The following is a 23,461-nucleotide window of genomic DNA, read 5'->3' on the forward strand; positions in this document are numbered from 1 at the left end:
TAAACAGCCTGCATTACAGGAAAAAGCCCCGGACGCCTGTATTTATTTTAATTTGAGTAGCTCAGCTTCGGCTGCAATAAAACCGAAAGCACTGAAATAGGGTCCCTCAACCACACGCTTAAAAACATCTTTAGCCCTTGTTGTGTCACCCTGGATAAGATACCAGTTACCAACGCCATAACCCTGCGTGGCAAAAGCCAGGTCTGCGCTTTCAGAACCTTCCTCAACAGCTAAGAGTAGTTCGGGTGGATTTAAACCCTTGTACATATTCAAGCGCTTCAGATAAGTTTCGTTTTCGATAATGGTAACCTTTTCAGGAACTTTATTTAATGCAGCAACAGCATCTTCTTTGCGCTGAAGACGGTTGTAGGTAATAAATAGCCAGTCGGCAGTGGCAATAAGCAAGTCGTCATTATCACAATAGGTTAAGCAGGTTTCATAGGCTTTGGCTGCATCTTCATACTCGCCTTTTAGATAGTGCGCAAGCCCCAGGTGATACCAAACATTAAACTGAACTGTTGAAACGGGTATATTCAGTTTATTGGGTATGCCATCTTCTTCACTCAGTACCGGTGCTCCATCCATTAGCTTAACGGCAGTTCTGAAATCGGCAATGGCCATGTCAAATTTCCGAATGGTAATATAGCGATGCCCCCTGTGCCGGTACAAACTGAAAGATTCCGGATAACGTTCGATTCCTTCAGAGAAAATCTCAAGGGCTTTATCGAAGTGCATCAAATATGCTTCACGCCTTCCGTACCAGATGTAGTTATTTTCTGTAGCATCATTATCGAAGTCGTGCCTGGCTTCTTCAAGTTCCTTTTCAAGTTTAAATTGTTGTTCAGGTGAGCGTTCCGGTTCAAAAAATTCACGACCATCCAATCCTATTACTACTGGTTTAGGATTTTCTTTACAGCCTGCCAATAATATGGTCAGACAAAAAATACTGGGGAGGTATTTTATCATCTTATTTTATTCCTGGTTGTTTAATTTCAAAACCTGTTTTTGCTTTTTCGTCTGCCACGAGTTTACGAACATCAGCTAATAATTTTTTAGCATCGTATACAATGCCATCTTTTACTGTATACTTAACACCACCCACACGTTGCACGGTGTTATCATCTGATAGTTTAACAGCACCTGTACCATAAAGTACTTGTATGTTTGCCAATGGATTCTGGTCAATAATTACTAAATCGGCCAGCTTACCTACTTCAACAGACCCTAAATCCTTATCAACGCCTAAAGCCTGTGCGCCATACAGTGTTGCTGAGCGAATAATCTCTAAAGGATGAAAACCACATTCGCGCAATAATTCCATTTCGCGGATATAAGCAAAACCATAGGTTTGAAAAATGAAACCGGAGTCTGAACCAGTGGTCACGCGGCCTCCTCTGTTTTTATATTCATTCACGAAAGTCATCCATAACTGATAATTCTTTTTCCACTCTACCTCTTGTTCAGTACCCCAGTTGAACCAATATGAGCCATGCGCTTTTTTATTGGGTTGAAAGAAAGTCCATAGCTGAGGAATTGTATACTCTTCATGCCACTCTGCTCTTCTGGCCTTATGTAAATCGCGACTGGCTTCGTAGATGTTGAAAGTAGGATCAAGTGTGAAATCCAGCTTCAGGAGTTGATCCATTACCTGGTTCCACTTTTCAGAATAAGGTGCTGCCGCTTGCTGCCAGAGTTTACCGGCATTTTCAAAACGATGCTGTTCATTCTGATAATTGTAATCAAGGGGATAATTCTGAATAGTTTGGTTGGTAAACATGGCTTCTGGTAAACCATACCAATGCTCCATAGAAGTCAATCCTGCTTCAGCAGATTTTACAACATTCCATCTGGCTACATCCATTTGTGCATGGTGGCAGGCAGAACGTAGCCCTAAACGTTTGTTCTCGCGCAGGGCAGCGTCCATCACCACGGGTGAGGCTCCAAAAAACTTTATACCATCAGCACCTTTAGCTTTATTTTCATTTACCCAGGCTCGAGCTTGTTCTGCTGTGGTTATTTTCTCCTTCGAGCCCATTCCAAAAGCAGTGTAAGCATGAATGCGTGGTGCTGTGATCAGATTTTTAGCACTCTTTTGTTTTTGATCAAGCACCCACTCCAGGCCATTACCCGCTGAAGGATCGCGCACGGTCGTAATACCATGTCCCATCCACAACTTGAATACATATTCTGCCATGGGGGCCTGACTTCCACCAATGTGTCCATGCATATCTACAAAACCAGGCATGGCATACATTCCTTCACAATTCAATTCTTTGCCGCCAGTTTCAAGTTTAGGTCTGCCATCAGCATTAATGGCCACTCCAGGATAACCTACAGTTTGAATTTTTGTAATTCTATTTCCTCTTATTTCAATATCGATGGGACCAATGGGCGGTGCCCCCGTACCATCAATTAAAGTAATACCACGAATGATGAGCTGCGTGTGGGGTCCATCACCTTCTTTTACCTCTGGGGCACGAAGTACACGATCTTGAGCAAATGCCCAAGTGGCAGTAAAGCCAAGTACAATGATGGAAATAAACAACTTCTTCATATTTTTAGCTATAGGTTATATACAACAATACTACAAATCATCGTGAAATTCACCATCACATCCATAGGCTGCTTTTTATACATACTGATGGCCATTTTTGGTTGTGAGCGAGTGAGACCCGTGCCTCCAAAACCCACGGCACTTGATTCGGCACTTCATGTGCCTCTTTCATCGCTAATAATCCCAATACGCTACCATGTGGATAGTCTGGAAGAAATCATTAACAATAAAATTACCGGAACTTTTGTAAAACAATGGATTGAAGTGAATGAAAATCATGATAGTCTTTACATTGAATTAACTAAAAAGAGTAAGATTAAAATAAGATGGATTAATAACTCTCTGCACTACAGCTTTCCACTACACTTGGAGGGTAAGTTTATAAAACATATTGGTAAAAATATCAGACTTAAAAATGAAACACCAGTAGCATTAGAGGTTGTATTGGATATGGTAACACAACTTTCTTTTGCCAATGATTGGAGTTTAAATTCTTCAACCAAACTAAAACAGGTTATCTGGAAAAAAGAGCCTGTATTAAGAGTAGCATTTATCAATATTAACCTGCGTAAAAGATTAGATAAATTTTTAGAAGAGAATAATGGCGTTTTAACAAGCATTGTTGATCGTGAAATAAGCAATGTTATAGACACAAAGGCCATCCTTGAAAAACTATGGCTGGATATTCAGAAACCTATCATCATCAACAATATCAAGCAAGTTGTATGGCTTAAGCATAGTGCTCAGGATTTAGCGGTTAATCTCTTGCAGGATGGAAAATATTTGGGTTTAGATGTACGGCTCCTCACAAACGTAAGAGTTGTTGCTGACAGCATTGATATGCCTGCTACCACTCAGATACTACCACCCTACCAGCACTTGAGTGAAAAAAAGGATAGCATAGAAATTTTCTTACTGGCAAGCACTTCATTTGATCTTATCAACAGAATTTTAAATGAAGAGTTGAAAGGCAAAGTTATTAGTAGTAATGGTTACTCCACCACAATTAAAGGAGTAAATACTTATGCTACTGATGATGGATTGGCTGTAAAGCTAGATGTTCGTGGAGATGCAGATGGCAGCATTTACATGCGGGGACGACCAAGTTATGACACTCTAAATGCAACACTTAGCATAAAAGATTTTGATTTTGATGTTGATTCTGAAAACGCGCTATTGCACTCAGCAGATTGGTTATTGCATGAAGATGCCCTAAAGTTTGTGGAAGAAGAATTCAGTTTAAATCTTTCACCGATCCTGGCAGCACTTCCTGAGGTGATTCAAAATGCAACGGAAAAAGGGAAATCGGCAGACAAGCTTGAATTATTCCTTACTTCGCTGGATGTGCAACCACAACAATTACTATTAACTAAAAATAATGTTCAGCTACTATTAAAGGTAAAAGGTAAAGCTGTGATTGGTTTGCAAAAAGAAGTTTTTGCTAAAAAGAAACAAAAAACCCGTTGACCTCACAGACATACTCCCCAAGCTGTATGCTGATCGACCAACGGGGCATTTACGTGCAATTAGGCCATTGATACCTAACTAAACAATACCTATATCTTGGTAATTAACTAAAGTACTGTTTTACTTTACCAAATCTACAACCCCTAGAACGTGTGAACAATACCAGTATTTACGTATTTTCCATACCCGCTAACACGGATATATTCCGCTTAAATGAGGTTGTTGGCATAGGCAAATTTTATTAATCCCACTAAGGAATTGGTGCCTGTTTTCCTGAAAATGTTTTTTCTGTGTGTTTCTACAGTTCTTTCGCTGATAAACAGTGCTTCTGCAATCAGTTTATTGCTGTACTCCTTGGCTATTAGCTTTACAATTTCCCGCTCTCTCTCAGTGAGCAATCTACCTTCATCCGGATTATCCAGATTCATAATCAGCAGCTTATTGATATCGCTACTCAGATAAACCCTGCCTGCTCTAACTTCCTGAATGGCTTTAAGTAATTCTTGTTGTGTGTCCTTCTTAAGTACATATCCATCTACGCCACCTTTCAGAATTTCTTTAGCCAAATGAACCTCGTCATGCATACTTAATACAATAATTTTAACACCGGGCAATATGCGCTTCACTGTGCGTATCAGTGATAACCCATCCATTTCAGGCATGCTGAAATCCGTAATCAACATATCACAAGTATGTTGTTTTAAATAATCGAGAATATCTGAGGCTTTATTAGCTGTAAACACAACCTCTAATTCACTTTCTTTCGAAAGGATACTCTTAACTCCGTCTATAATGATCCCGTGATCGTCTACTAAAACAATGCGCATGCGCCTATCTGACTTTTGTTGATTGTTTCGGAAAAGATAGGGAATCCTATTGAAAAGCATGGCATTAAATTATGGTTAATGCCCAATACAAATAATCCGTACTGATGGGTATTTAGCTGACGACAGCGCGGTATAGTTACTAACATACCGTTAATGACTTTATAAAAGTAATCGCTAACGTTAAAGTAAATTACTTGATTGTTTCAGACACAACCAGTTCATGCTCTTTCGGTATACCTAAAACAAGTGTAGTTCCGTTTCTTCCTATTTTGGAGTCAATCTCTATGTTTCCTTTAAGCAGGTTAAGTCTTGACTGTATATTTTTCCAACCGTTTCCACTTCCTTTATCAAGTTCTGCAACATTAAAGCCTTCACCATTATCCTCAACAGTAACACTTATTTCATCTTCATTGTCAACCAAGTTGATGGCAACCTTTGTAGCCTTTGCATACTTGATAATGTTAGTAACCCATTCTTGTAAAATTCTATACAATGAAATCTCTTTAACTTCAGTCATCCGTTCAGGAATCTGAAAACTGGTAATCTCAACTTTAATTTTTCCAGATTCATTAAGGCGATAGGCCATCTCCTGCAAAGCCGCTACTAATCCGTGCTGAATTAAAGTTTGTGGCATTAAATTAAAAGCCACAGCCCTTACTTCTCTATGCATATCTTTAAGTATCGTTTCAGCTTCCTCCACTACAGTAACGCGTTCCTCTTGAGGTGTGTTAGGACTTAACTTACTCATATACATACTCAATGCAGAAATAAGTTGACCCATGCCATCGTGAAGATCTTGTGCAACTCGTTTTCGTTCACTTTCCTGTGATTGTATGGTGGCATTTATGTAAGCTTCCCTTACTTCTAATTGCCTCTTTTTATCAGCCAGCTGTTGTTGCTTTTTATGTCTGTTACTAACAAGATACAGAATAACAATTATCAACGCTATAATAATTACCAGTGCCACCACGACAACGTAAGTTTTAGTCAGTTGAGATTGTTGCTGATCAAGTTGAGATTGTTGTAGTACCAATTGTTGTTCTTTTTTTTCTGTTTCATACTTAGTGCTCATTTCTGCAATAGCTTCAGCCTGGGATTGCTGATATAAACTATCTTTTGTTATTGCCCAGAGATAATAATATTTGGAAGCATTTTTAAAATCTTTTAGCCCTTCAAAATTTTTAGCTAATGTCAAATATGTGCCGTCAAACTTAAGTAGTAAGTCATGTTTTTCTGCAAGCGTTAAGGCCTCCGTCCCTGCCTCTATTCCCTTTTTATAATCACCAAGTTGGTAATATAAATCCGCGATTACATAAAGGTCTGAAACAATAAAAAATGGATTGCCTATCTTTTCTCGCAGCGCTCTTGCAAATTGATATTGTTCAAGAGCTAATTCCAATTTCCCCGATTCTGAATAAATTTTACCCAGAATAAAATAGGCATTTGCTTTTAGTGAATTATCGCCACTCTTCTCTGTTACAATTAGCGATTTATCAACAAAATACCTGGCTGAATCAAGATTGCCAGTGACACCATAACAGATTGCAAGATTGTTATACGTGTAGGCTGCTATCCACTCCCACTGTTCATTTTCCATTAAGGTCAGACTTTTTCGTCCGAATGAAATCGCTTCTTTATACCTTTTCAGTTCAAGGTTCGCCCAGGTAATATTTGTTCTGATTCTAAAATTGGTTGCATCATCCGGATAACGCTCCAACCAACGCAAACTCGTATAAAGATACTCCAGTGCATCTTTAGCTCTACCGGCACTAATCAGGGTGCGCCCTAAACTGCCAACAATTTTTATCAAGACAACTGTATCCTTAGCTACTTCTGCTTCGGCATAGCCCTTCTCGAATAATAAAATTGCACTATCTATTTTGCCTGTTGAACTATAGTAACTACCTAAGCAAATGTTTGCATAAGCTTTAATTAGAGGTTCTGGATTTTCTTTAGCATAACTTTCTGCTTCTTTAGCATAGCGACTAACCTTCTCTAAATTACTTCGCTGGTAGAAAGAAATAAGCTGATAGTACAACTTAGCCCTTTCAACTCCACTGGTTCCAGGCAGTAATAACTCAAGACTATCTTGTGGTTGCGCTGAAAGTAGCGAATAGCAAAAAAGGCACAATAATGCAGGGAGGGCTCTCATAGACAGATTAGGTAGACACAATATAATGCTTTCTTAAAGTGCAGCACACGTAAAGTTGAATAGAATACCAGCCAACTTTAGAATGATTTTTATAAACTGCTTAAGTATCAGATCAATTTTAGAGCAATTAAATCGATTTAGTTAATAATATTTTGATATTATGGTATTTTTTGATGCTATTTTTATAAAATTGAGTCAAAATATTCGATAATAGGGTTATGGGGAAACCAAAAACACGCTGGATTGTCATTTTTTTAATACTTGTTGTTCTGCAACTTATATCTGCTTTCACCTCATCCTCTTCCTTTTCGGTTGATGATGCTGCCGGTATTGATAAAGCGGATACGGCCTGGATGATTGTGGCCACAGCTTTTGTGCTTTTTATGACACCCGGGCTTTCATTTTTCTATGGCGGTATGGTCAGCTGGCGCAATGTTATATCGACTATGCTACAAAGTTTTATTGCGCTGGGCGTTATCAGTCTGCTTTGGTATCTGGTAGGTTTTAGTCTTGCTTTTGGCGATAGCTACCACGGTCTTATTGGTAATCCGTTAACTTTCTTCAGCTTTAAAAACGTAGGACTTGCACCTCACGCTGACTTTTCACCTACTATACCATTTCTGATTTTTGCATTGTTCCAATTGAAGTTTGCCATTATTACTCCTGCCTTGATTACGGGAAGTTTTGCAGAGCGTGTTAAGTTCACCTCCTACTTACTCTTCATGGTGCTTTTCTCTCTTTTTATTTATTGTCCATTAGCCCACTGGACCTGGCATCCTGAAGGTTTTTTAAGACAATGGGGTGTACTCGATTTTGCCGGGGGCACAGTTGTACACATGTCAGCTGGTTTTGCTGCTTTGGCCGGGGCTTATGTATTGGGTAAAAGAGAAAACAAAGTGCACCAACCTGCCAACATACCTTTTATTATTTTAGGTACTGGTATGTTGTGGTTCGGTTGGTTTGGATTTAATGCAGGGTCGGCACTGGCCGCAAATGGTTTAGCGGTGCAGGCATTCGCGACTACTAATATGGCCTCGGCATCCGCCATGATTACCTGGGTGTTGTTTGACGGATTAGTTGGCAGAAGAATTTCTGCGATGGGTGCCTGCATAGGTGCCGTTGTAGGTTTGGTAGCCATTACACCAGCAGCAGGTTTTGTAAGTATCGGACAAAGTGTTTTTATCGGATTTGCAGCCGCCATGATTAGCAACCTTGCTGTATATTATAAAAACAAAACTTCATTGGATGACACCCTGGATGTTTTCCCATGCCATGGTGTAGGTGGAATTGTAGGTATGATACTCACCGCTGTATTTGCTAAAGATGTTGGCGCCATGAGTGGTAATTTTGAAACCCTTCAATATCATTTACTCACTTTAGTAATTGTAGGTGTATTCACCTTCGGTGGATCCTGGATTATTTTTAAAATTGTTGGCAGTATAACCAGCCTGCGGGTTTCTAAAGAGGAAGAATCGATTGGGCTTGACCTCAGTCAGCATGCAGAAACTATGGAGACAAGAGTGGGTTAATGTTAGGATCTAATGAATAGTTGTTTTAGCCTTTAGCTTCTAGCTACGAGCCTCTAGACATTGGCGGAATGGATACATTTAATAAAGACTATGTTTTCATCTCATCAATAGTTTAACAAGGATGAAGTGAAATATAAGTAAACCATCGCCCCTTCGGAGACGACCATTGGACACAATAAGTTGTTTTAATTGCTCGCCACCAGCTACGAGCTTGTCGACATTAGGGCATTCTAGAAATGCACAGCAATTAAAGGAGCAAGTAAATTTTCACTTTTTACCAGATCATCAGGTTGACAACACTCAGCTAGCTTTATGATTTGCTAATTTTTGCAAATCAAACAAAACCTTATTCTTATCCAGCCAATAATTCCTACTGAATAAACGAATAAAACGCCAACCCTTTTTCTCTAATAACAAGGGTTGATAAACATGTGCCGCTTTAGCTGATAAAGCATTCCTATAAAACTCATCATCGGTGAGCACCAAAGCTTTTCTTTGATCGAGGTGGGTAACTACCATATCTGAAAACGGAAAAGGTGTTGTGCGCACAAATTCTGAATGAAGCTTCGCGCTTAAATACCACTCACGGGCATGTTCAGTCTGAGCATCCTCAAGTGCAATACGTTGCTGACGGGATGCCACCATGCCAGCATACTCAAGGTATTTACGTAACAAACGTGGCCCCTCGTTTTTAACCTCATCGACCTGTAGCATTTCAGGCTCAATACTAGTTACGATAACAATCCTTTCCCTCGCACGGGTTATGGCAACATTTAATCTGTTTTCACCTCCTGCCTGGCTTAAACTACCAAACTGTAAATGCATAATGCCTTTCTTATCGGGTGCATACGCGATAGAGAAGATGACTATATCTCGCTCATCTCCTTGAACATTCTCAATATTTTTAACCAGTAAATGATGTGGCCATGTAATTTTTTCATCCGCAAAAGCCTTCTCTAGTTTGTCATAAATCAATTGTTGCTGTGTTGCATTGAACGTAATCACTGCTAAACTTTTCTCTGGTTTTGTTTTCTGCAATACTAAAACACGCTCTACAACCATTTCTGCCTCAGCAAGGTTAGTTTGTTGTTCCCATATGCCGTTTACAGGCACAACTTCTATTGCGGGCTCATCATTTGCAAGGTCATTAAAGTCAGGCAGCATTTTTAGTCTGCCTTTATAAAAGTGCTTATTCGAAAACTCTATCAAATCATTCGACTTACTTCTATAATGTCCTTGAAGATGAATGGATGGCAAGTATCTTCCTGCCAAATCTAATAAAGAGGCTACTTCTGTGTCGGGCAAATCACTTTCCCAATCCCATCGTGTTTGGTATAAATCGCTTGGCTGCAATTGTTGTGCATCCCCAGCCACCATAACTTGTTTACCTCGCGCTAGTGCTGGTATACCGCGTTCGGCAAAACATTGCGAAGCTTCATCGAAAATAACCAGATCAAAAATTTCTTCTAATGGAAATATTGCTGAAACAGATTCCGGAGATGCCATCCAACAAGGCATCAAATCAAATAATTCGTGATGAAATGTGGATATCACTTTTCGCAACGGCCATATTTTCTTTTTCTTAGTCACCTGATGCTCAAGATCCCGATAGGTAATTGGATTATTCAGTCTATTAAATTCTATGTGTTCATATACCCGTTCTCTGGCGCGCACTATTAAAAGCTGCTTCGATAATTTTTGCTTTTCAGTTACGGCCTCCATCAACTCATGCTCCATATCGGCAAATTGTTGTGTTGAGATTAATCGCAGCACCGGATATTTCGTTTCTAAATGATTGAGCCATTCAAGGCGTAAACTATTTTGAAGCAGCGCCTCAAATTTTGCAACATCCCACTGTTCTACAGCTTGCCACAATTTTTCGATTACAGCCTTCTCATTTACTGATAAGGAATTTTTTAAAGCATCAAAAGCTACTAAGTCTTCAAAATCATGCTGCAAAGTTTCCTTTAGCAAAGCAGCCTGCGATTCATCACTAAGTAAATTTCTGACTTGAGATCCTGAAAGATGCTGTTCCCATTGATGACGTCTGACAGGAATTTTTTGAAGCATCTCTTTGAGCTGATCCATCCACTGAAAAAATTCGTAGCGCGATATTTTTGATGGATTAGCATAGCTTTTTAATTCTCGTACCGAGTTGAAAAGCAACTTTGTTCGGATAGCACTTTTCTGGCTTTCAAACCAATTCAGCAATAGCGTTGAGTCAATGGCTGTTGGTGTATTTTTTAACCAACTTGCAGCACGTAATGCTGTTAAATGATGTTCAAGATTAAGTCGGTTATCAAGTCGGGCTTCCAAACGTTGAAAACCCTTCCGGTTATAATCGAGTTCATTGGCAACCATTACACGCTTCAACCAAAACTTATCCTCCGAAAACCACTCCCACTGAAGTAAACGAATAAAGCTTCGCTTACGTGCCTCCATTCGCTTGTATAGTACTGCCTGAAATTTAGCTAACTGATCAGATGGAAGTGAATGCTCCACACCATCACCATCAAAACAGTTCATACAACGTAAACGCAAATTATCCAGCCATAGTAAACTTGTATCATCATCACGCTCTGCCAGCATATGATTGAAGAAATGATAAACGTCATCAGAACTCAGCTGTCTTCGCATCTCATCTAACATACCAACCGATTCCAGCAAGGTTTCGGCTGTCTCAACCTTCATGACAGTACCTAATGTTGCATGCGATTCCTTTTCAAATTGCTTCTTAAACTCAATAAGTTCATCAATGCAATCATGAATAATTTTAAGGTAAGGGAAACTCAGGTGTGCAAATGAGTTCCTGTTTTTCCAGGCATAAGTGTCATCTTCAAAACGATTGGCATAGCGTACATAGCGTTTCAAAATTGTTGCAAAAGCAGGCAGTACCTTGAAATCAAAAAAAGCGTATTCCTGTTTTACGTTAATGCTCTCCATCTTTGGGCTGCTCGTCAGGTAGAGCTCCTTTGCACTCAAACCACATTCTTCATCGTGAAAAAGCGCTGTTCTATATTCCTCTAAAGTGTCTGAAAGTGTTTCTATTGTTCTGCTTAACTGATTAAATGATCGCTCTACTTGTATGGCATCAATACCTCTATTCTGATTTTTAAAATCCTGTATCGCATCTACCTGTGCTGCAATGGTGGTATAGATGGTTTTTCTATCATTACGAAAATCATGAACCAGACCTATAAAATTTTTAAGCCCTAACTGACTTAATCGTTCATGCACTACATCCAACGCAACTCTTTTCTGGCAAACCAAAAGTACTTTTTTACCAGTTGCAATCGCATCACTAATTACATTACTAATCAGTTGCGACTTGCCTGTGCCCGGAGGACCTTGTATTACAATTGAATTGCCAAGTTTAAGTTTTTGTACAGCATGCTCCTGCCATTCGTCTATGGCCAAAGGCGTAAAAGTATTTTCTTCCCTTACCTGCCGCTGGTTGTCCTCAAGATTTAATTTACTGGTAAATAAGTGTTCAAGGTTGTTGTAGCTACCCTGTTTTATAAGGGCTGTATAATCGGGCAATAATTGAGAACCAGCTTGCGGAAAAATACCTAATACGGCCTCTGAATATAACTTTAATGCGCCTTGCTGATGTGCTTCATCAAACTCACTTTTTTTGTATTCTTTAAATGCAACAAGTTCATCTATGAATAATTCAGTATTAAAATTAAGCTCAAGCTTATCTTTTAACAACTGATACAATTGAGTTCTGAAAACTGTGCTATCACTATCCCAATCTTCGAAAGAAAAATCAAGTAAGTCTTCGTCTAATGTTATTTGGTTAAAATACGCATAGGCCAAAAGAAACGATTTGTTGAAAGTGACACCTGCATCCTCACGCAAGCCCAACATCCAATCGTTATTGACTTGTGCAATACTTACCGGAAAAAATAGTAATGGGCAACGCACCAAAGTGCCATCTTTAAATTTGCCCTGCACAAAGGGCCAGCCAATATGAAGATCAGTTGAACCCCTCTCTTCGAATAAAAAATGATCCACACGTTGCAAACGTTTTATGCGTTCGCTCATCACGTTGTTACTTTCCATGCGGCTATCAAGCACCTGGCCTAGCGCAATTGATTTACCCGCTATCATCGCTTCAATTATTGAAAAGGATTTGTACCCTTTTAAAAAACTAAAAGCCTGGAAATCTAAAAGTTGTTCGGCATGCAGTCGCGGCAAAAAAAGCGAGCGGTTGCTGCCGCTAAGGTTTGTAAGCCTGCGTAAAAAATGCTGAAGGGTGCTTGTTAATTGCATGTTCAAATCAATCCGAAAGCTAGTTGAATTCTAAACATTTCTATTGTGTCTATTTTACAGATTATAGGTCATTCTGTCCAATTAATGATTAAAATCACGATATTCAACTGCCAAAATTTCCTAAAAAAGTGATCTTATTAAGCTGGATTGCTGTTTGATGAACGAAGGTAATAGAGAAAATTATTATGAACTTTGAGAAATTCACCATAAAGGCGCAGGAGGTTCTGCAAAAGTCCGCAGAGATCGCCCAAGCGAATCAGCAGCAGGCAATAGAACCGGGGCACATGCTCAAGGCGCTATTAGAAACTGATGAAAACGTGGCTTCTTTTCTGTTTAAAAAGCTGGATGTAAATCAGAACTTGCTTAAACCCAAGCTGGAAGAACTAGTTGCCTCCTACCCTAAGGTTATCGGTTCGCAGGCATACTTGTCTACGTCCTCCAACAGCTTACTACAACAATCTGAAAAGGAGTTAAAGGAATTCAATGATGAGTTTATTGCCGTTGAACACCTATTGCTTTCATTTTTGTCTACAAAAGACAAGGCTTCACAACTATTAAAAGATGCCGGGCTCGAAAAACAAAACTTGATTAAGGCTATCAAGGAGTTGAGAGGTAATGCGCGTGTTACTGACCAAAATGCAGAAGCTAAATACAAATCGCTAGAGCGTTACTCTAAAAACTTAAATGAGTTAGCAAAGTTAGGTAAGATAGATCCTGTAATTGGTCGTGATGAAGAAATCCGGAGGGTACTTCAGATACTTTCGCGCAGAACAAAAAACAATCCTATCTTAATAGGTGAGCCTGGTGTAGGTAAGACTGCTATTGTTGAAGGTTTGGCACAGCGAATCGTTAATGGCGATGTGCCCGAAAACCTGAAAGAAAAAATATTAGTGTCACTTGACATGGGTTTACTCGTAGCCGGTGCAAAATATAAAGGTGAGTTTGAAGAAAGATTAAAAGCCGTTATCAAAGAAGTAATAGATGCTAACGGTCAGATTATTTTATTCATTGACGAAATACACACCTTGGTAGGTGCAGGTGGTGGAGAAGGCGCCATGGATGCAGCCAACTTGTTAAAACCTGCGCTAGCACGTGGTGAACTTCATGCCATCGGTGCCACAACTTTAAAAGAATACCAAAAGTACATTGAAAAAGATAAGGCACTCGAAAGACGTTTTCAGGCTGTAATGGTTGATGAACCTTCTGTTGAAGATTCTGTTTCAATTTTACGTGGCATAAAGGATAAGTATGAGTTGCACCATGGTGTACGTATAAAAGACGATGCTGTTATCGCAGCCGTTGAACTATCCAGCCGTTATATCAGTGATCGCTTTCTGCCAGATAAAGCCATTGACTTAATGGATGAGGCTGCTTCTAAATTGCGCATTGAAATGGATTCACTTCCAGAAGAGTTGGATGAAATGAATAGGAAAATCATGCAATTGGAAATTGAGCGTGAGGCAATTCGCAGAGAAAAGGATTCGGAAAAAGAAAAAATATTAAGCAGAGAAATTGCTGATTTAAGTGAACAGAGAGATACGCTTAAAGCACAATGGGATAGCGAGAAAAACATTGTTCACGGTATACAAAAAGAAAAAGAGAATATCGACAAACTTAAGTTTGAAGCTGAGCAGGCTGAAAAAGCAGGTGATTATGGAAAAGTAGCGGAGATACGCTATGGAAAAATTACTGAAGCCGAAAAACGTCTGAATGAATTTCAGCTCAATGTCAAATCGCTTAACGGACAATCACTTGTAAAAGAAGAAGTAGATAGTGAAGACATTGCTGAAGTTGTGGCCAAATGGACGGGCATACCCATTTCCAAAATGATGCAAAGTGAAAGAGAGAAGCTTCTTTCATTGGAAGATGAATTAAGCAAACGTGTGGCTGGCCAACAGGAAGCCATAAAGGCTTTGTCTGATGCAGTTCGTAGAAGTCGTGCGGGTTTGCAAGATCCAAAACGTCCGATAGGTTCTTTCATCTTTATGGGAACTACCGGTGTAGGTAAAACCGAACTATCAAAAGCATTAGCAGATTACTTATTCAACGATGAAAACGCAATGGTTCGCATCGATATGAGTGAGTATCAGGAAAGGCACAGCGTAAGCAGATTGATTGGCGCCCCTCCAGGTTATGTTGGTTATGATGAGGGTGGCCAATTGACAGAAGCCGTGCGCAGAAAACCATATGCAGTAATTTTACTTGATGAAATTGAAAAGGCACACCCTGATGTATTTAATATTTTACTACAGGTGTTAGATGATGGACGACTTACAGATAACAAAGGAAGAGTGGCTAACTTCAAGAATACGATCATCATCATGACAACCAATATTGGTTCTCAGATTATACAAGAGAATTTTGAAAAACTTACTGAGGCCAATTATTTCGATGTGGTAGAACAAACAAAAGATGAAGTAATTGCCTTGTTAAGAAAATCAGTTCGTCCTGAGTTTGTAAACCGTATTGATGAGATCATTATGTTTCAGCCTTTGTCTAAAAAAGACATTCGTCAGGTAGTTGATATTCAATCTGACTTGATTATAAAAAGGCTTGAAGAAAATGGTGTGAAGTTGGAAATATCTTCTGATGCCAGAGAACGATTAGCTGTACTAGGTTTTGATCCACAATTTGGCGCAAGACCCTTGAAGCGAGTTTTTCAACGTGAAATTCTGAATGAATTATCTAAGCAGCTGTTGGCAGGAAGGGTAAAAAAAGACGAAGTGATTTACGTTGATCTAAAAAATCATACTGATTTCGTGTTTGAGAATATTCAGGCAGCAGTAGTGGTGTAAAAGTTTGAACGCCACAGATTTCACAGATTCACACAGAGGTAAAATTTTGTTATCTGTGAATATTTGTAAAATCTGTGGCGTATTTATTTGAATGTAAATACATTTAATCCCTTAAATACTACTACTTCCGCTTATCGAAGAGCCAGCTTAAAAATTCAGGCTCCTTAAATGCATATTCCCAACTATTGTGGTTCACCCCTTTGTACTCTGTATAACGTACATTTTTATTGAATTTCTGTATTCGATTTAACATTGCTCTTGAATAGTCAACTTCTACAACACCATCTGCATCGCCATGAAATAACCACAGGGGTAGTTTTGCGGCCTTCCTGTTAAACTGTAATTCATCTCCTCCTCCACAGATGGGCATTGCTGCTGCAAATAACTCTGGATAATGATGGATAATTTCAAAAGTGCCCATGCCACCCATACTCAACCCAACAACATAAATTCGATTGGCATCAATTGGTTTTTCTTGCTTTAACTTTTTAATAAGCGATACCACTAGTGCTAATGATTTAGTTAAAGGTCTGTTGTAATTAAAATCCAGGAGTAAGGGCATTTGTGATCGGTCTACCTTAACAGAAGCCCAATAATCATCTTCAGGGCATTGGGGAAAAAGAACATAGGCAGGAAACTGCTTTTGATTTTCTTCTTTTAAAAATATTGAAGCCCCGTGTGTTAACTGCTTCGTATTATCAGAACCTCTTTCGCCTGCACCATGTAAAAAAATAATCAATGGCAGTTTTCGGCCTCCATTCGTAACCTGCGGACTTAGCAACTGGTACAATAAAGTATCTGCTTTTTCGTTTATGTAAGTGTGGGGCAGAAATTCCCCAGGTGTCTGCGAAAAAGTATTAATCTGTACTAATATCATCAAGAGTATAAGCGGTATTTTTTTCATCTAAAAGGGTTTTAACAATAGCTTGGTCGTTGAACAAAATTTAAAACTAAAAATAAAAAAATTGCAGATAACCAGAACCACTGAGGCTGCATCGTTGTTATTATAATGGTTTAAGGATTGGTGATTCTCTTGTAACAGAGAGATGTGTTGGTAAGGAGGGTTTGGTTGGATGCCCCGGGGTGGTTCCCCGGGGTTTTTTTATTCACTTAAGGTACCCCTGTCCAATGTTCTGCCCTCATGCAAAATGTCTGTAATTTTATGAACTACTTTGTCAAGTTCTTTAGTGGACTGGTCTAGTAGCTCAATATAGGTCATTAGTTCATCTAACTGCTTAGTCATTCTTATTAACTCCACCAGCCCTAAAATTCTGCTGAGCGGCCCACGTAATAAGTGGGCATTTACAAACGCATATTCTGTCAATCTGATATTTTGTTCATTGAGCGCAGCGGTTCTTTCCTGCACCCTGTTTTCCAGCGATTCATTAATACCTTTTATTTCATTCGCATAGCGAGTAAGTTGTTGGTTTTGTTCAAGAATCTGCTCTCTCTGTTCTATTATTTCCTGCTCAGCCACCTTTCGTTGTGCAGAGTTAATAGCCATACAAACTAAATCAGCAACTGATTTAACAAATACCACATCTTCCTGATCCCACATTTTCATTTCTCCTTGTTGCTCGCAACAAATCACTCCTTGAAATCTGCCATTCTCAATGTAAGGCACATCTAGCAAGGAATAAATATCTAATGGTTTTAAGTAAGACTTTGTAAATATCGATGTGGCAGGATGCATGCGGGCATCATGTGCTACGATTACTTTTTCTTCCAATATAGCCTCGAAGTAAGGTGCATAGTCGGCCTGATAAAGTTTAATGCTCGGTTGCAATTCAACATTACCATTGTTGTATTGCGCAATACATTCTATACAGTTTTGATTTTCATGATAATGCCAAATACTTACACGAGAGGTAGCTAATGCTTTTGCGGTAACAGACAAAATTTCCACATAGGACATTGCCTTATTACCTTCCAGTATGCCACGGCACATAGCAAGGTTGATCAGCACATTTAAAAAGTGCTCGTTTTTCTTTCGCTGCTTATCGATAATCGCATTTTGCTCACTCAGCGCATCCTGTGTAGCCGATAATTCTTCCATACTCTGACGCAGTTCCTCTTCGGCTGCTCGTAATTCTTCGTTTTGCAATTCAGACTTCTCTAATGATTGATATTGCTGTGTTTTAAAAGCATTTGAAATCCAATAGACTAACAAAATAAAACCAATAATTAAGCTCGCTTGATAAAAAGCTGATGAGCCGGCAGTATAGGTCCAAATGGTTACAGGGATAGGCCAATAAAAAAATGCAGCGACACATAAAATAGAAAAAACTGTCCACACCCGCTGCCATTTATGATCAAGTATAAGTAACGACAAAAGTGGTGTTAAACCGAGCCAGGGTAACATGGCAAAAAATGCTGATCCCGAAAAATATATGAGTAGAGTCGTTAGAGAAAAGGCTATCAACACATAACCATGTGCTATCAGTTTCCAGTTTTTAGCGTTGAGTATCCACAAAAAGTAACCCAGCACAATGAGAGAAGCCATCATGGTATAGCGAGCTGCCAAAAAACCAGTTATAAAGGTAATTCCAATGTAAACGACAGAGAATAAAATAGCTAATAGTAAGGCAGTAGCAAGTAAACTTGCCCTTCGGTAACTTTCGGCCGAAAGCTCCCCAATGCGTTTAGATAGAAAAGAAGCAAATACCTCGGTAGGTAACATGAGCCAGACTAAAACAGTTGATAAATTTAACCTAAAAACAATCAGAACAAAATGACCGTGAACAGTAATCTTCTTCTCATTTTTTATAGAAACCCTAAATTAGGAAAAGTTAAAACCAGGCTAGCATCCACGTTAGGCAACGAAAAGGCACTTTCTATTTATTTAAAGCTAGCAGCGCACACCCTAAACATAACGGAAGGTCTAAAGGCAGATAAGGTGGTTTTCTATTCAGATACAGTAGAAAATCAGGATCATTGGTTAAATGAAAAGTTTAAGAAAGCTCCACAAGCAGGTAAGGATTTAGGCGAGAGAATGTTAAATGCCTTTCAATATGGCTTCGATCAAGGCTACAATCACATATGCATTATCGGTACAGATTGCCTTGAACTTAACACTTCCATAATTGAGAGTGCCTTTGAAGCATTGGACCAACAAGATGTAGTTATTGGCCCTGCAAAAGATGGTGGTTATTACCTGTTAGGAATGAAAAAAGCACACTCAGATTTTTTCAGTAACAAAAACTGGAGTACCCAAACGGTTATGCACGACACTCTGCTGGATACTTTGCATCTTAAAGCATCCGTACACCTACTTCCGTTGTTAAGTGATGTGGATGTTGAAGAAGACCTGAAAGGCCAATTGCTTTAAGCGCGCTTGCGCGAAACACTAACTACTGCTCTCTTGCATTTACCTCCAATGGGTGGGTTCTGCTTAGCAATTTTTATTTCAACTTGATCAACGGAGGGTAATTGAACAAATACCTCTTGCATAATTTTATCTGCTACATATTCTAGTAGCTTAGAAGGTTTCTCCATTTCGGTTTTTACAATCTGGAAAAGTACTTCATAATTAACGGTGCCCTCTAAATCATCTAAGGATGCACCTCTCGAAAAATCTGCTTCAACTGAAATGTCTACAGTAAAGTAATTGCCCGACTCACGTTCATGCGGGTAAACACCATGGAAGGCATGAAACTCCAGGCCTTCCAGTGCTATTTTTCCTTTCATCCGATTTCGTCAAAAAATGATTTGAACACTGGCTTAGCACCTGCCATAGAAACTGTGCTTTGTTCAACAACTACCTCTTTATGAATAAGTGTTTCTTTAACCTCTTGCGATATGATCTCAGGTTTCGTTTCAGCCATTGGTACGTTTTGTTTCTTCAGCTGACTACGCACTACTTTTAGATGTTGGTCTGCATCAAATGATTTTGTTTGAGCCCTAGCTCTTTCAACCCGCTCGATTGCATCATTGGCAATACGTTTCATGTCTGCCATCAAGTCTTCGCGTGAAGTCTCCAATCGCTTATAGTTTTCAACCATTAGCTTAAGGCGATCTTCCATTTCGGCTAAAATTTCTTTAGCCTTCATATCTGACTCTTCAATAGTATCTTTCGCTTTGCTCTTGGCTTCACTCAACATGGCCTCTGCACGCATATTAGATTCGCGTAAGTGCAGGTCTGCCGCTTGTCTGGCTTGTTCTATTACATTCGCACCAGTATCCTCGGCTGTTTTAAGTGTCTTGTAAAGTGAACTCTCTACTTCGCGTAGTTTAGCCACTTCTTTTTCAGCACCTTCAAGCTTAAGCTTCATTTCTTTCACCTCATCGAGGGTGCGCTGCCACTCTTGTGAAAGAGTAAGCAAAAAGGCATTGACTTCATCTTTGTCGTAGCCTCGAAAATTCTTTTCGAACGACTTCTGGCGGATATCCAGTGGTGTGACTCTCATGTTTTTTCGATTAAGTGGTAAAAATATAGAACGGAATTTCACCGCCCTCCAACTTAGAATACAACTCCGGTTTTAAGGCTGTTGTTGCAATTTCATTCAAATATAATACTCCAAATTGATATTGTCCTATCATCGCTTGCGCTAATTACCTGATTTTCATGGCTTGACCACAATAATTTGTTTACTGAGGTGCCATGCCCGGCATGCCTCGATTTGTCAATAACCTTCAATAGTTGTTGACTTTCTGCATCCCAAACCTTAATTGATTTGTCCATACTGGCAGTAGCAAAATACTTGCCATCCGGACTTATAACCAGGTCATTTATGGCAAATAAATGTGCCACTACTTCGTTTACCAGTTTATATCCTCCTCTCACATCCCATACTTTTAAGCGAGCATCGCGCGAGCCACTCATTAAGTAATGGCCATCTTTTGTGAATTGAAGGGTGAAAACTGAATTAGTATGTGCCTCAAATGCATATTTTAATGTAAGGTCGTGCAAATCAAAAATCCTGATAAAATTGTCACTATAACCAACCGCAACCTCATTCGAAATTCGGTTAACAACAATGGTTCTAATACTTTTCTCACTTACGCGGATTTGGTCTACAATCTGTGCTGTTTTTAGGTTTACACTAATTAAAGAACCATCACCTGTACCCACCAGCAATAAGTTGTCGATTGAGGTAATGTCAAATATGGCCGCATCTGTTAATTGTAACGAAGCTATCTCTCGTTTCTCTTGCCAGTTAATTATGTGTATGCCGCTGTAATTATGTCCTGCTATTAACAAGTTACTGTCTTCATGTCGATGCAACGTATACACTGATTTAGGAAGCGTTGCAATAAGCTGTCCCTCATCAGGTTTGGTTAAGTCCCACTGCACAATCATTCCATCACCAGCTGCTGAGAAAAAAAAATTGGGCTGGTCGCCATGGGCAAGTGTGTAAACACAATCGTTATGACCGCGATAACTCGCCAGTTTTTGTACGGCAATGGGCATGAATCTTAATTATCGGTTGCAAAAAATGACTAAACTTAAATCCAAAAAAAGTAACCTGAATAGTGTTTAAAAGCGTAAAGCTTTAGCTTTGTTTCCAATGCCATTACTTAGCCTTACCAAAGATAACCAATCTGCTGTTGCCATTTGGAAAATCGAAGAGCAGGAAGATCAACTTTTAAATTTACTCACCATTCATGACCCCATTCCAGCTTCTATTACTCACCCTAATAAAAGATCGGAGGTACTTGCTGGTAAAGTTACAACAGCACTTTTACTAAAAGAGTTTGGTCATACTTATGAAGGTGTTATAAAGAATGAACATGGCAAACCCTTTCTTAAAAATTCCTCATTTCACCTTAGTCAAAGTCACTCGTTTCCTTATGTGGCTGTTATTATTTCAGCTGAAGCGAATGTTGGTATAGATATTGAACAACCTAAGAAAAACCTTGCCATTGTGGCTCCTCGCGTATTTAACTCAGCCGAGCTGGCGCAAACAGGAAATGACTTGAAGAAATTATGTGTTTATTGGTGTGCAAAAGAGACACTTATAAAATTATATGGCAAAAAAGACCTTAAGCTGAAAGAGGAAATTACAATAGATCCTTTCTCCTTTCATACGAAAGGCAATTTCACAGGTAGAATAAGTAGAATTGGACATGAAAAATATTATGCTTTACACTATCTTGTACATGAGGATTTTGTTTTGGTACACAATTAATAATGATGCAATTATGAAAAAGATTATTCTTCTATTCGCTCTGGTTTCTTTTGTTTCTGTTACTCAAGGACAAACACTGACCGATTTTAACTTGAAGAATGTAGTTGACGCCAAGCAGATCTCATTAAAAGATTATTCTTCTGCACCTGGTCTTGTTATCATATTTACCAGCGTAGCCTGCCCCTTCGATGGCTATTATGGTAACAGATTAAAGGAATTACAAAATGAGTATAGTGGAAAACTCCCCATACTTTTGGTGAATTCTTACACAGAAGCGCCAGAGGCTGAAGAGTGGATGCTTAAAACTGCTCAAGCCAATGGACTTACACTGCCTTACTTAAGTGATAAAGATCAGGTCTTAATGACACAATTGAATGCGCAAAGAAGTCCTGAAGCTTTTGTTTTAAAAAATACCAACGGTCAGTTTACTGTTGCCTATCATGGTGCTATTGATGATAATGCCCAGGCTGAAACTGGTGTGAAACAAACCTATCTGAAGGATGCTATTGTGAATTTATTGAGTGGTAAAAATATAGTTCAGCCCAGTGCCAGACCTGTTGGTTGCTATATAAGGAAGAAGTGATTTTCACGCCCTTATAGCAACCGAAAAAAGCTCTGATTTTTCAGTGCTTTTGGTCAAAGTGAAATGATTCGAGTACCCCACCGTCCAGACTCTTTCTAGATGAACAAACCTGATTTCAGTGCTGTAGATCGGGCTCAATGACTTTTGGGATTCAAAACTAAGTTTGTATAATTGCAGCCCGGATAAGAAAAATGCTTATTTGGTTAGGAAAGGGGGATTAGCTCAGCTGGCTAGAGCGCTTCCATGGCATGGAAGAGGTCATCGGTTCGACTCCGATATTCTCCACTTTTTCCGAGGTGTAGCGCAGCCCGGTTAGCGCATCCCGACAGAGTCGGGAGGGTCAGATGGAGATTTTACATTTGATTCAACTGAGAAGTAAAAAATTAACTGGAAAATTTCGAGGTGTAGCGCAGCCCGGTTAGCGCACCACGTTAGGGACGTGGGGGTCGGATGTTCGAATCATCTCACCTCGACCACAAGAGGTTGTTACTGACAACCTCTTTTTTTAACCAATGATTTCCTACGTTTATATTATTGAATCGGAGTCCAGTGGCAAATGGTACTATGGTTTCACTGAAGACCTGGATCAACGAATTAAAGATCATCAATCTAACCGTTCTAAGTATACCAGATTCAAAGGCCCCTGGAAGTTGATTTTTAAACGTGAGTTTCTTGATAAAACAGGAGCATTGCGTTTTGAGAAACACCTTAAAACCATACGCAACAAAGAATTCATAAAGGAAAAATTTAAAGATTACTTTATTTTTCACTAACCCTCGTACAGAATCTTGCCCAGCCCCGCTAACGCATCCCGACAGAGTCGGGAGGGTCGGATGTTCGAATCATCTCACCTCGACCACAAGAGGTTGTTACTGACAACCTCTTTTTTTAACCAATGATTTCCTACGTTTATATTATTGAATCGGAGTCCAGTGGCAAATGGTACTATGATTTCACTGAAGACCTGGATCAACGAATTAAAGATCATCAATCTAACCGTTCTAAGTATACCAGATTCAAAGGTCCCTGGAAGTTGATTTTTAAACGTGAGTTTCTTGATAAAACAGGAGCATTGCGTTTTGAGAAACACCTTAAAACCATACGCAACAAAGAATTCATAAAGGAAAAATTTAAAGATTACTTTATTTTTC

The 23,461-nt window shown here is 39.3% G+C and carries 18 protein-coding genes and 2 tRNA genes; 10 read left to right on the forward strand and 10 right to left on the reverse strand.

Features of this window, described 5'->3' with window-relative positions; all coding sequences use genetic code 11:
• Window positions 1–42 precede the first annotated feature (42 nt).
• Together SanaruYs_RS10700 and SanaruYs_RS10705 are read right to left on the reverse strand one after the other, a co-directional pair.
• On the reverse strand, window positions 43–966 hold the full coding sequence (locus SanaruYs_RS10700) for a tetratricopeptide repeat protein (RefSeq protein ID WP_127122539.1): 924 nt from the start codon (window positions 964–966) through the stop codon (window positions 43–45).
• Between the two features lies 1 nt (window position 967).
• On the reverse strand, window positions 968–2,554 hold the full coding sequence (locus SanaruYs_RS10705) for an amidohydrolase family protein (protein ID WP_127122540.1): 1,587 nt from the start codon (window positions 2,552–2,554) through the stop codon (window positions 968–970).
• 42 nt (window positions 2,555–2,596) lie between these two features.
• Between SanaruYs_RS10705 and SanaruYs_RS10710 the strand changes: the two genes are divergently transcribed.
• Window positions 2,597–4,021 (forward strand): DUF4403 family protein, encoded by a 1,425-nt coding sequence (locus SanaruYs_RS10710; RefSeq protein ID WP_127122541.1) that lies wholly within the window; start codon window positions 2,597–2,599, stop codon window positions 4,019–4,021.
• Window positions 4,022–4,230: 209 nt separating this feature from the next.
• Here SanaruYs_RS10710 and SanaruYs_RS10715 read toward each other — a convergent pair whose 3' ends face one another.
• Together SanaruYs_RS10715 and SanaruYs_RS10720 are read right to left on the reverse strand one after the other, a co-directional pair.
• Complete coding sequence (locus tag SanaruYs_RS10715) at window positions 4,231–4,908, reverse strand: response regulator (RefSeq protein ID WP_127122542.1); 678 nt, start codon at window positions 4,906–4,908, stop codon at window positions 4,231–4,233.
• A gap of 130 nt (window positions 4,909–5,038) precedes the next feature.
• A complete protein-coding gene (locus tag SanaruYs_RS10720; protein WP_127122543.1) occupies window positions 5,039–7,000 on the reverse strand; it encodes an ATP-binding protein in 1,962 nt (653 codons plus the stop codon).
• A gap of 218 nt (window positions 7,001–7,218) precedes the next feature.
• Between SanaruYs_RS10720 and SanaruYs_RS10725 the strand changes: the two genes are divergently transcribed.
• Entirely contained in the window at window positions 7,219–8,529 is a 1,311-nt protein-coding gene (locus tag SanaruYs_RS10725) for an ammonium transporter (RefSeq protein ID WP_127122544.1), read from the forward strand.
• A 300-nt stretch (window positions 8,530–8,829) separates the two neighbouring features.
• Here the strand turns inward: SanaruYs_RS10725 and SanaruYs_RS10730 are convergent, their stop codons facing one another.
• Entirely contained in the window at window positions 8,830–12,804 is a 3,975-nt protein-coding gene (locus SanaruYs_RS10730; protein WP_127122545.1) for an AAA domain-containing protein, read from the reverse strand.
• Between the two features lie 185 nt (window positions 12,805–12,989).
• On the opposite strand from SanaruYs_RS10730, the gene clpB reads away from it, so the two are divergent.
• Window positions 12,990–15,599 (forward strand): ATP-dependent chaperone ClpB, encoded by a 2,610-nt coding sequence (gene clpB / locus SanaruYs_RS10735; RefSeq protein ID WP_127122546.1) that lies wholly within the window; start codon window positions 12,990–12,992, stop codon window positions 15,597–15,599.
• Window positions 15,600–15,720: 121 nt separating this feature from the next.
• Here the strand turns inward: clpB and SanaruYs_RS10740 are convergent, their stop codons facing one another.
• The gene (locus SanaruYs_RS10740; protein ID WP_218022417.1) at window positions 15,721–16,503 is read right to left on the reverse strand and encodes a carboxylesterase family protein; all 783 of its coding nucleotides are present in this window, start codon (window positions 16,501–16,503) and stop codon (window positions 15,721–15,723) included.
• 198 nt (window positions 16,504–16,701) lie between these two features.
• Window positions 16,702–18,279 (reverse strand): GAF domain-containing protein, encoded by a 1,578-nt coding sequence (locus tag SanaruYs_RS10745; protein ID WP_127122547.1) that lies wholly within the window; start codon window positions 18,277–18,279, stop codon window positions 16,702–16,704.
• 51 nt (window positions 18,280–18,330) lie between these two features.
• Here SanaruYs_RS10745 and SanaruYs_RS10750 point away from each other — a divergent pair, with 51 nt between their 5' ends.
• Window positions 18,331–18,927 (forward strand): TIGR04282 family arsenosugar biosynthesis glycosyltransferase, encoded by a 597-nt coding sequence (locus SanaruYs_RS10750; RefSeq protein WP_174842768.1) that lies wholly within the window; start codon window positions 18,331–18,333, stop codon window positions 18,925–18,927.
• Here the strand turns inward: SanaruYs_RS10750 and folB are convergent.
• The 3 genes from folB to SanaruYs_RS10765 all read right to left on the reverse strand — a co-directional run bounded on the left by folB (window position 18,924) and on the right by SanaruYs_RS10765 (window position 21,009).
• Entirely contained in the window at window positions 18,924–19,286 is a 363-nt protein-coding gene (gene folB, locus SanaruYs_RS10755) for a dihydroneopterin aldolase (protein ID WP_127122548.1), read from the reverse strand. The genes SanaruYs_RS10750 and folB overlap by 4 nt on opposite strands.
• Complete coding sequence (locus SanaruYs_RS10760) at window positions 19,283–20,005, reverse strand: DivIVA domain-containing protein (protein ID WP_127122549.1); 723 nt, start codon at window positions 20,003–20,005, stop codon at window positions 19,283–19,285. The genes folB and SanaruYs_RS10760 overlap by 4 nt, the downstream gene beginning before the upstream one ends.
• 92 nt (window positions 20,006–20,097) lie before the next feature.
• Window positions 20,098–21,009 carry a WD40 repeat domain-containing protein gene (locus SanaruYs_RS10765; RefSeq protein ID WP_127122550.1) on the reverse strand — a complete coding sequence of 304 codons (912 nt, stop codon included), beginning with the start codon at window positions 21,007–21,009 and terminating at the stop codon, window positions 20,098–20,100.
• A gap of 97 nt (window positions 21,010–21,106) precedes the next feature.
• Here SanaruYs_RS10765 and SanaruYs_RS10770 point away from each other — a divergent pair, with 97 nt between their 5' ends.
• The 6 genes from SanaruYs_RS10770 to SanaruYs_RS10795 all read left to right on the forward strand — a co-directional run.
• Window positions 21,107–21,727, forward strand: coding sequence for a 4'-phosphopantetheinyl transferase family protein (locus SanaruYs_RS10770; protein WP_127122551.1), 621 nt, complete (start codon window positions 21,107–21,109; stop codon window positions 21,725–21,727).
• Between the two features lie 13 nt (window positions 21,728–21,740).
• Window positions 21,741–22,310 carry a redoxin domain-containing protein gene (locus tag SanaruYs_RS10775; RefSeq protein ID WP_160118638.1) on the forward strand — a complete coding sequence of 190 codons (570 nt, stop codon included), beginning with the start codon at window positions 21,741–21,743 and terminating at the stop codon, window positions 22,308–22,310.
• 211 nt (window positions 22,311–22,521) lie between these two features.
• A tRNA-Ala gene (locus SanaruYs_RS10780) sits at window positions 22,522–22,595 on the forward strand.
• Between the two features lie 113 nt (window positions 22,596–22,708).
• Window positions 22,709–22,786, forward strand: a tRNA-Pro gene (locus tag SanaruYs_RS10785).
• 36 nt (window positions 22,787–22,822) lie between these two features.
• Window positions 22,823–23,083: a GIY-YIG nuclease family protein gene (locus SanaruYs_RS10790; RefSeq protein WP_127122553.1), complete on the forward strand. Its 261-nt coding sequence runs from the start codon at window positions 22,823–22,825 to the stop codon at window positions 23,081–23,083.
• 122 nt (window positions 23,084–23,205) lie between these two features.
• Window positions 23,206–23,461, forward strand: a 256-nt coding sequence (locus SanaruYs_RS10795; protein WP_127122554.1) for a GIY-YIG nuclease family protein, incomplete at its 3' end; no start/stop codon positions are given.

It is taken from the genome of Chryseotalea sanaruensis (assembly GCF_003990915.1).
Lineage (GTDB): Bacteria > Bacteroidota > Bacteroidia > Cytophagales > Cyclobacteriaceae > Chryseotalea > Chryseotalea sanaruensis.

Bases quoted from the DNA above. Each gene is read 5' to 3' on its own strand.
- SanaruYs_RS10700 (WP_127122539.1), bottom strand. From the start codon at position 966: ATGATAAAATACCTCCCCAGTATTTTTTGTCTGACCATATTATTGGCA.
- SanaruYs_RS10705 (WP_127122540.1), bottom strand. From the start codon at position 2,554: ATGAAGAAGTTGTTTATTTCCATCATTGTACTTGGCTTTACTGCCACT.
- SanaruYs_RS10715 (WP_127122542.1), bottom strand. From the start codon at position 4,908: ATGCTTTTCAATAGGATTCCCTATCTTTTCCGAAACAATCAACAAAAG.
- SanaruYs_RS10720 (WP_127122543.1), bottom strand. From the start codon at position 7,000: ATGAGAGCCCTCCCTGCATTATTGTGCCTTTTTTGCTATTCGCTACTT.
- SanaruYs_RS10725 (WP_127122544.1), top strand. From the start codon at position 7,219: ATGGGGAAACCAAAAACACGCTGGATTGTCATTTTTTTAATACTTGTT.
- SanaruYs_RS10730 (WP_127122545.1), bottom strand. From the start codon at position 12,804: ATGCAATTAACAAGCACCCTTCAGCATTTTTTACGCAGGCTTACAAAC.
- clpB (WP_127122546.1), top strand. From the start codon at position 12,990: ATGAACTTTGAGAAATTCACCATAAAGGCGCAGGAGGTTCTGCAAAAG.
- SanaruYs_RS10740 (WP_218022417.1), bottom strand. From the start codon at position 16,503: ATGAAAAAAATACCGCTTATACTCTTGATGATATTAGTACAGATTAAT.
- SanaruYs_RS10745 (WP_127122547.1), bottom strand. From the start codon at position 18,279: ATGTTACCTACCGAGGTATTTGCTTCTTTTCTATCTAAACGCATTGGG.
- SanaruYs_RS10750 (WP_174842768.1), top strand. From the start codon at position 18,331: ATGACCGTGAACAGTAATCTTCTTCTCATTTTTTATAGAAACCCTAAA.
- folB (WP_127122548.1), bottom strand. From the start codon at position 19,286: ATGAAAGGAAAAATAGCACTGGAAGGCCTGGAGTTTCATGCCTTCCAT.
- SanaruYs_RS10760 (WP_127122549.1), bottom strand. From the start codon at position 20,005: ATGAGAGTCACACCACTGGATATCCGCCAGAAGTCGTTCGAAAAGAAT.
- SanaruYs_RS10765 (WP_127122550.1), bottom strand. From the start codon at position 21,009: ATGCCCATTGCCGTACAAAAACTGGCGAGTTATCGCGGTCATAACGAT.
- SanaruYs_RS10770 (WP_127122551.1), top strand. From the start codon at position 21,107: ATGCCATTACTTAGCCTTACCAAAGATAACCAATCTGCTGTTGCCATT.
- SanaruYs_RS10775 (WP_160118638.1), top strand. From the start codon at position 21,741: ATGAAAAAGATTATTCTTCTATTCGCTCTGGTTTCTTTTGTTTCTGTT.
- SanaruYs_RS10790 (WP_127122553.1), top strand. From the start codon at position 22,823: ATGATTTCCTACGTTTATATTATTGAATCGGAGTCCAGTGGCAAATGG.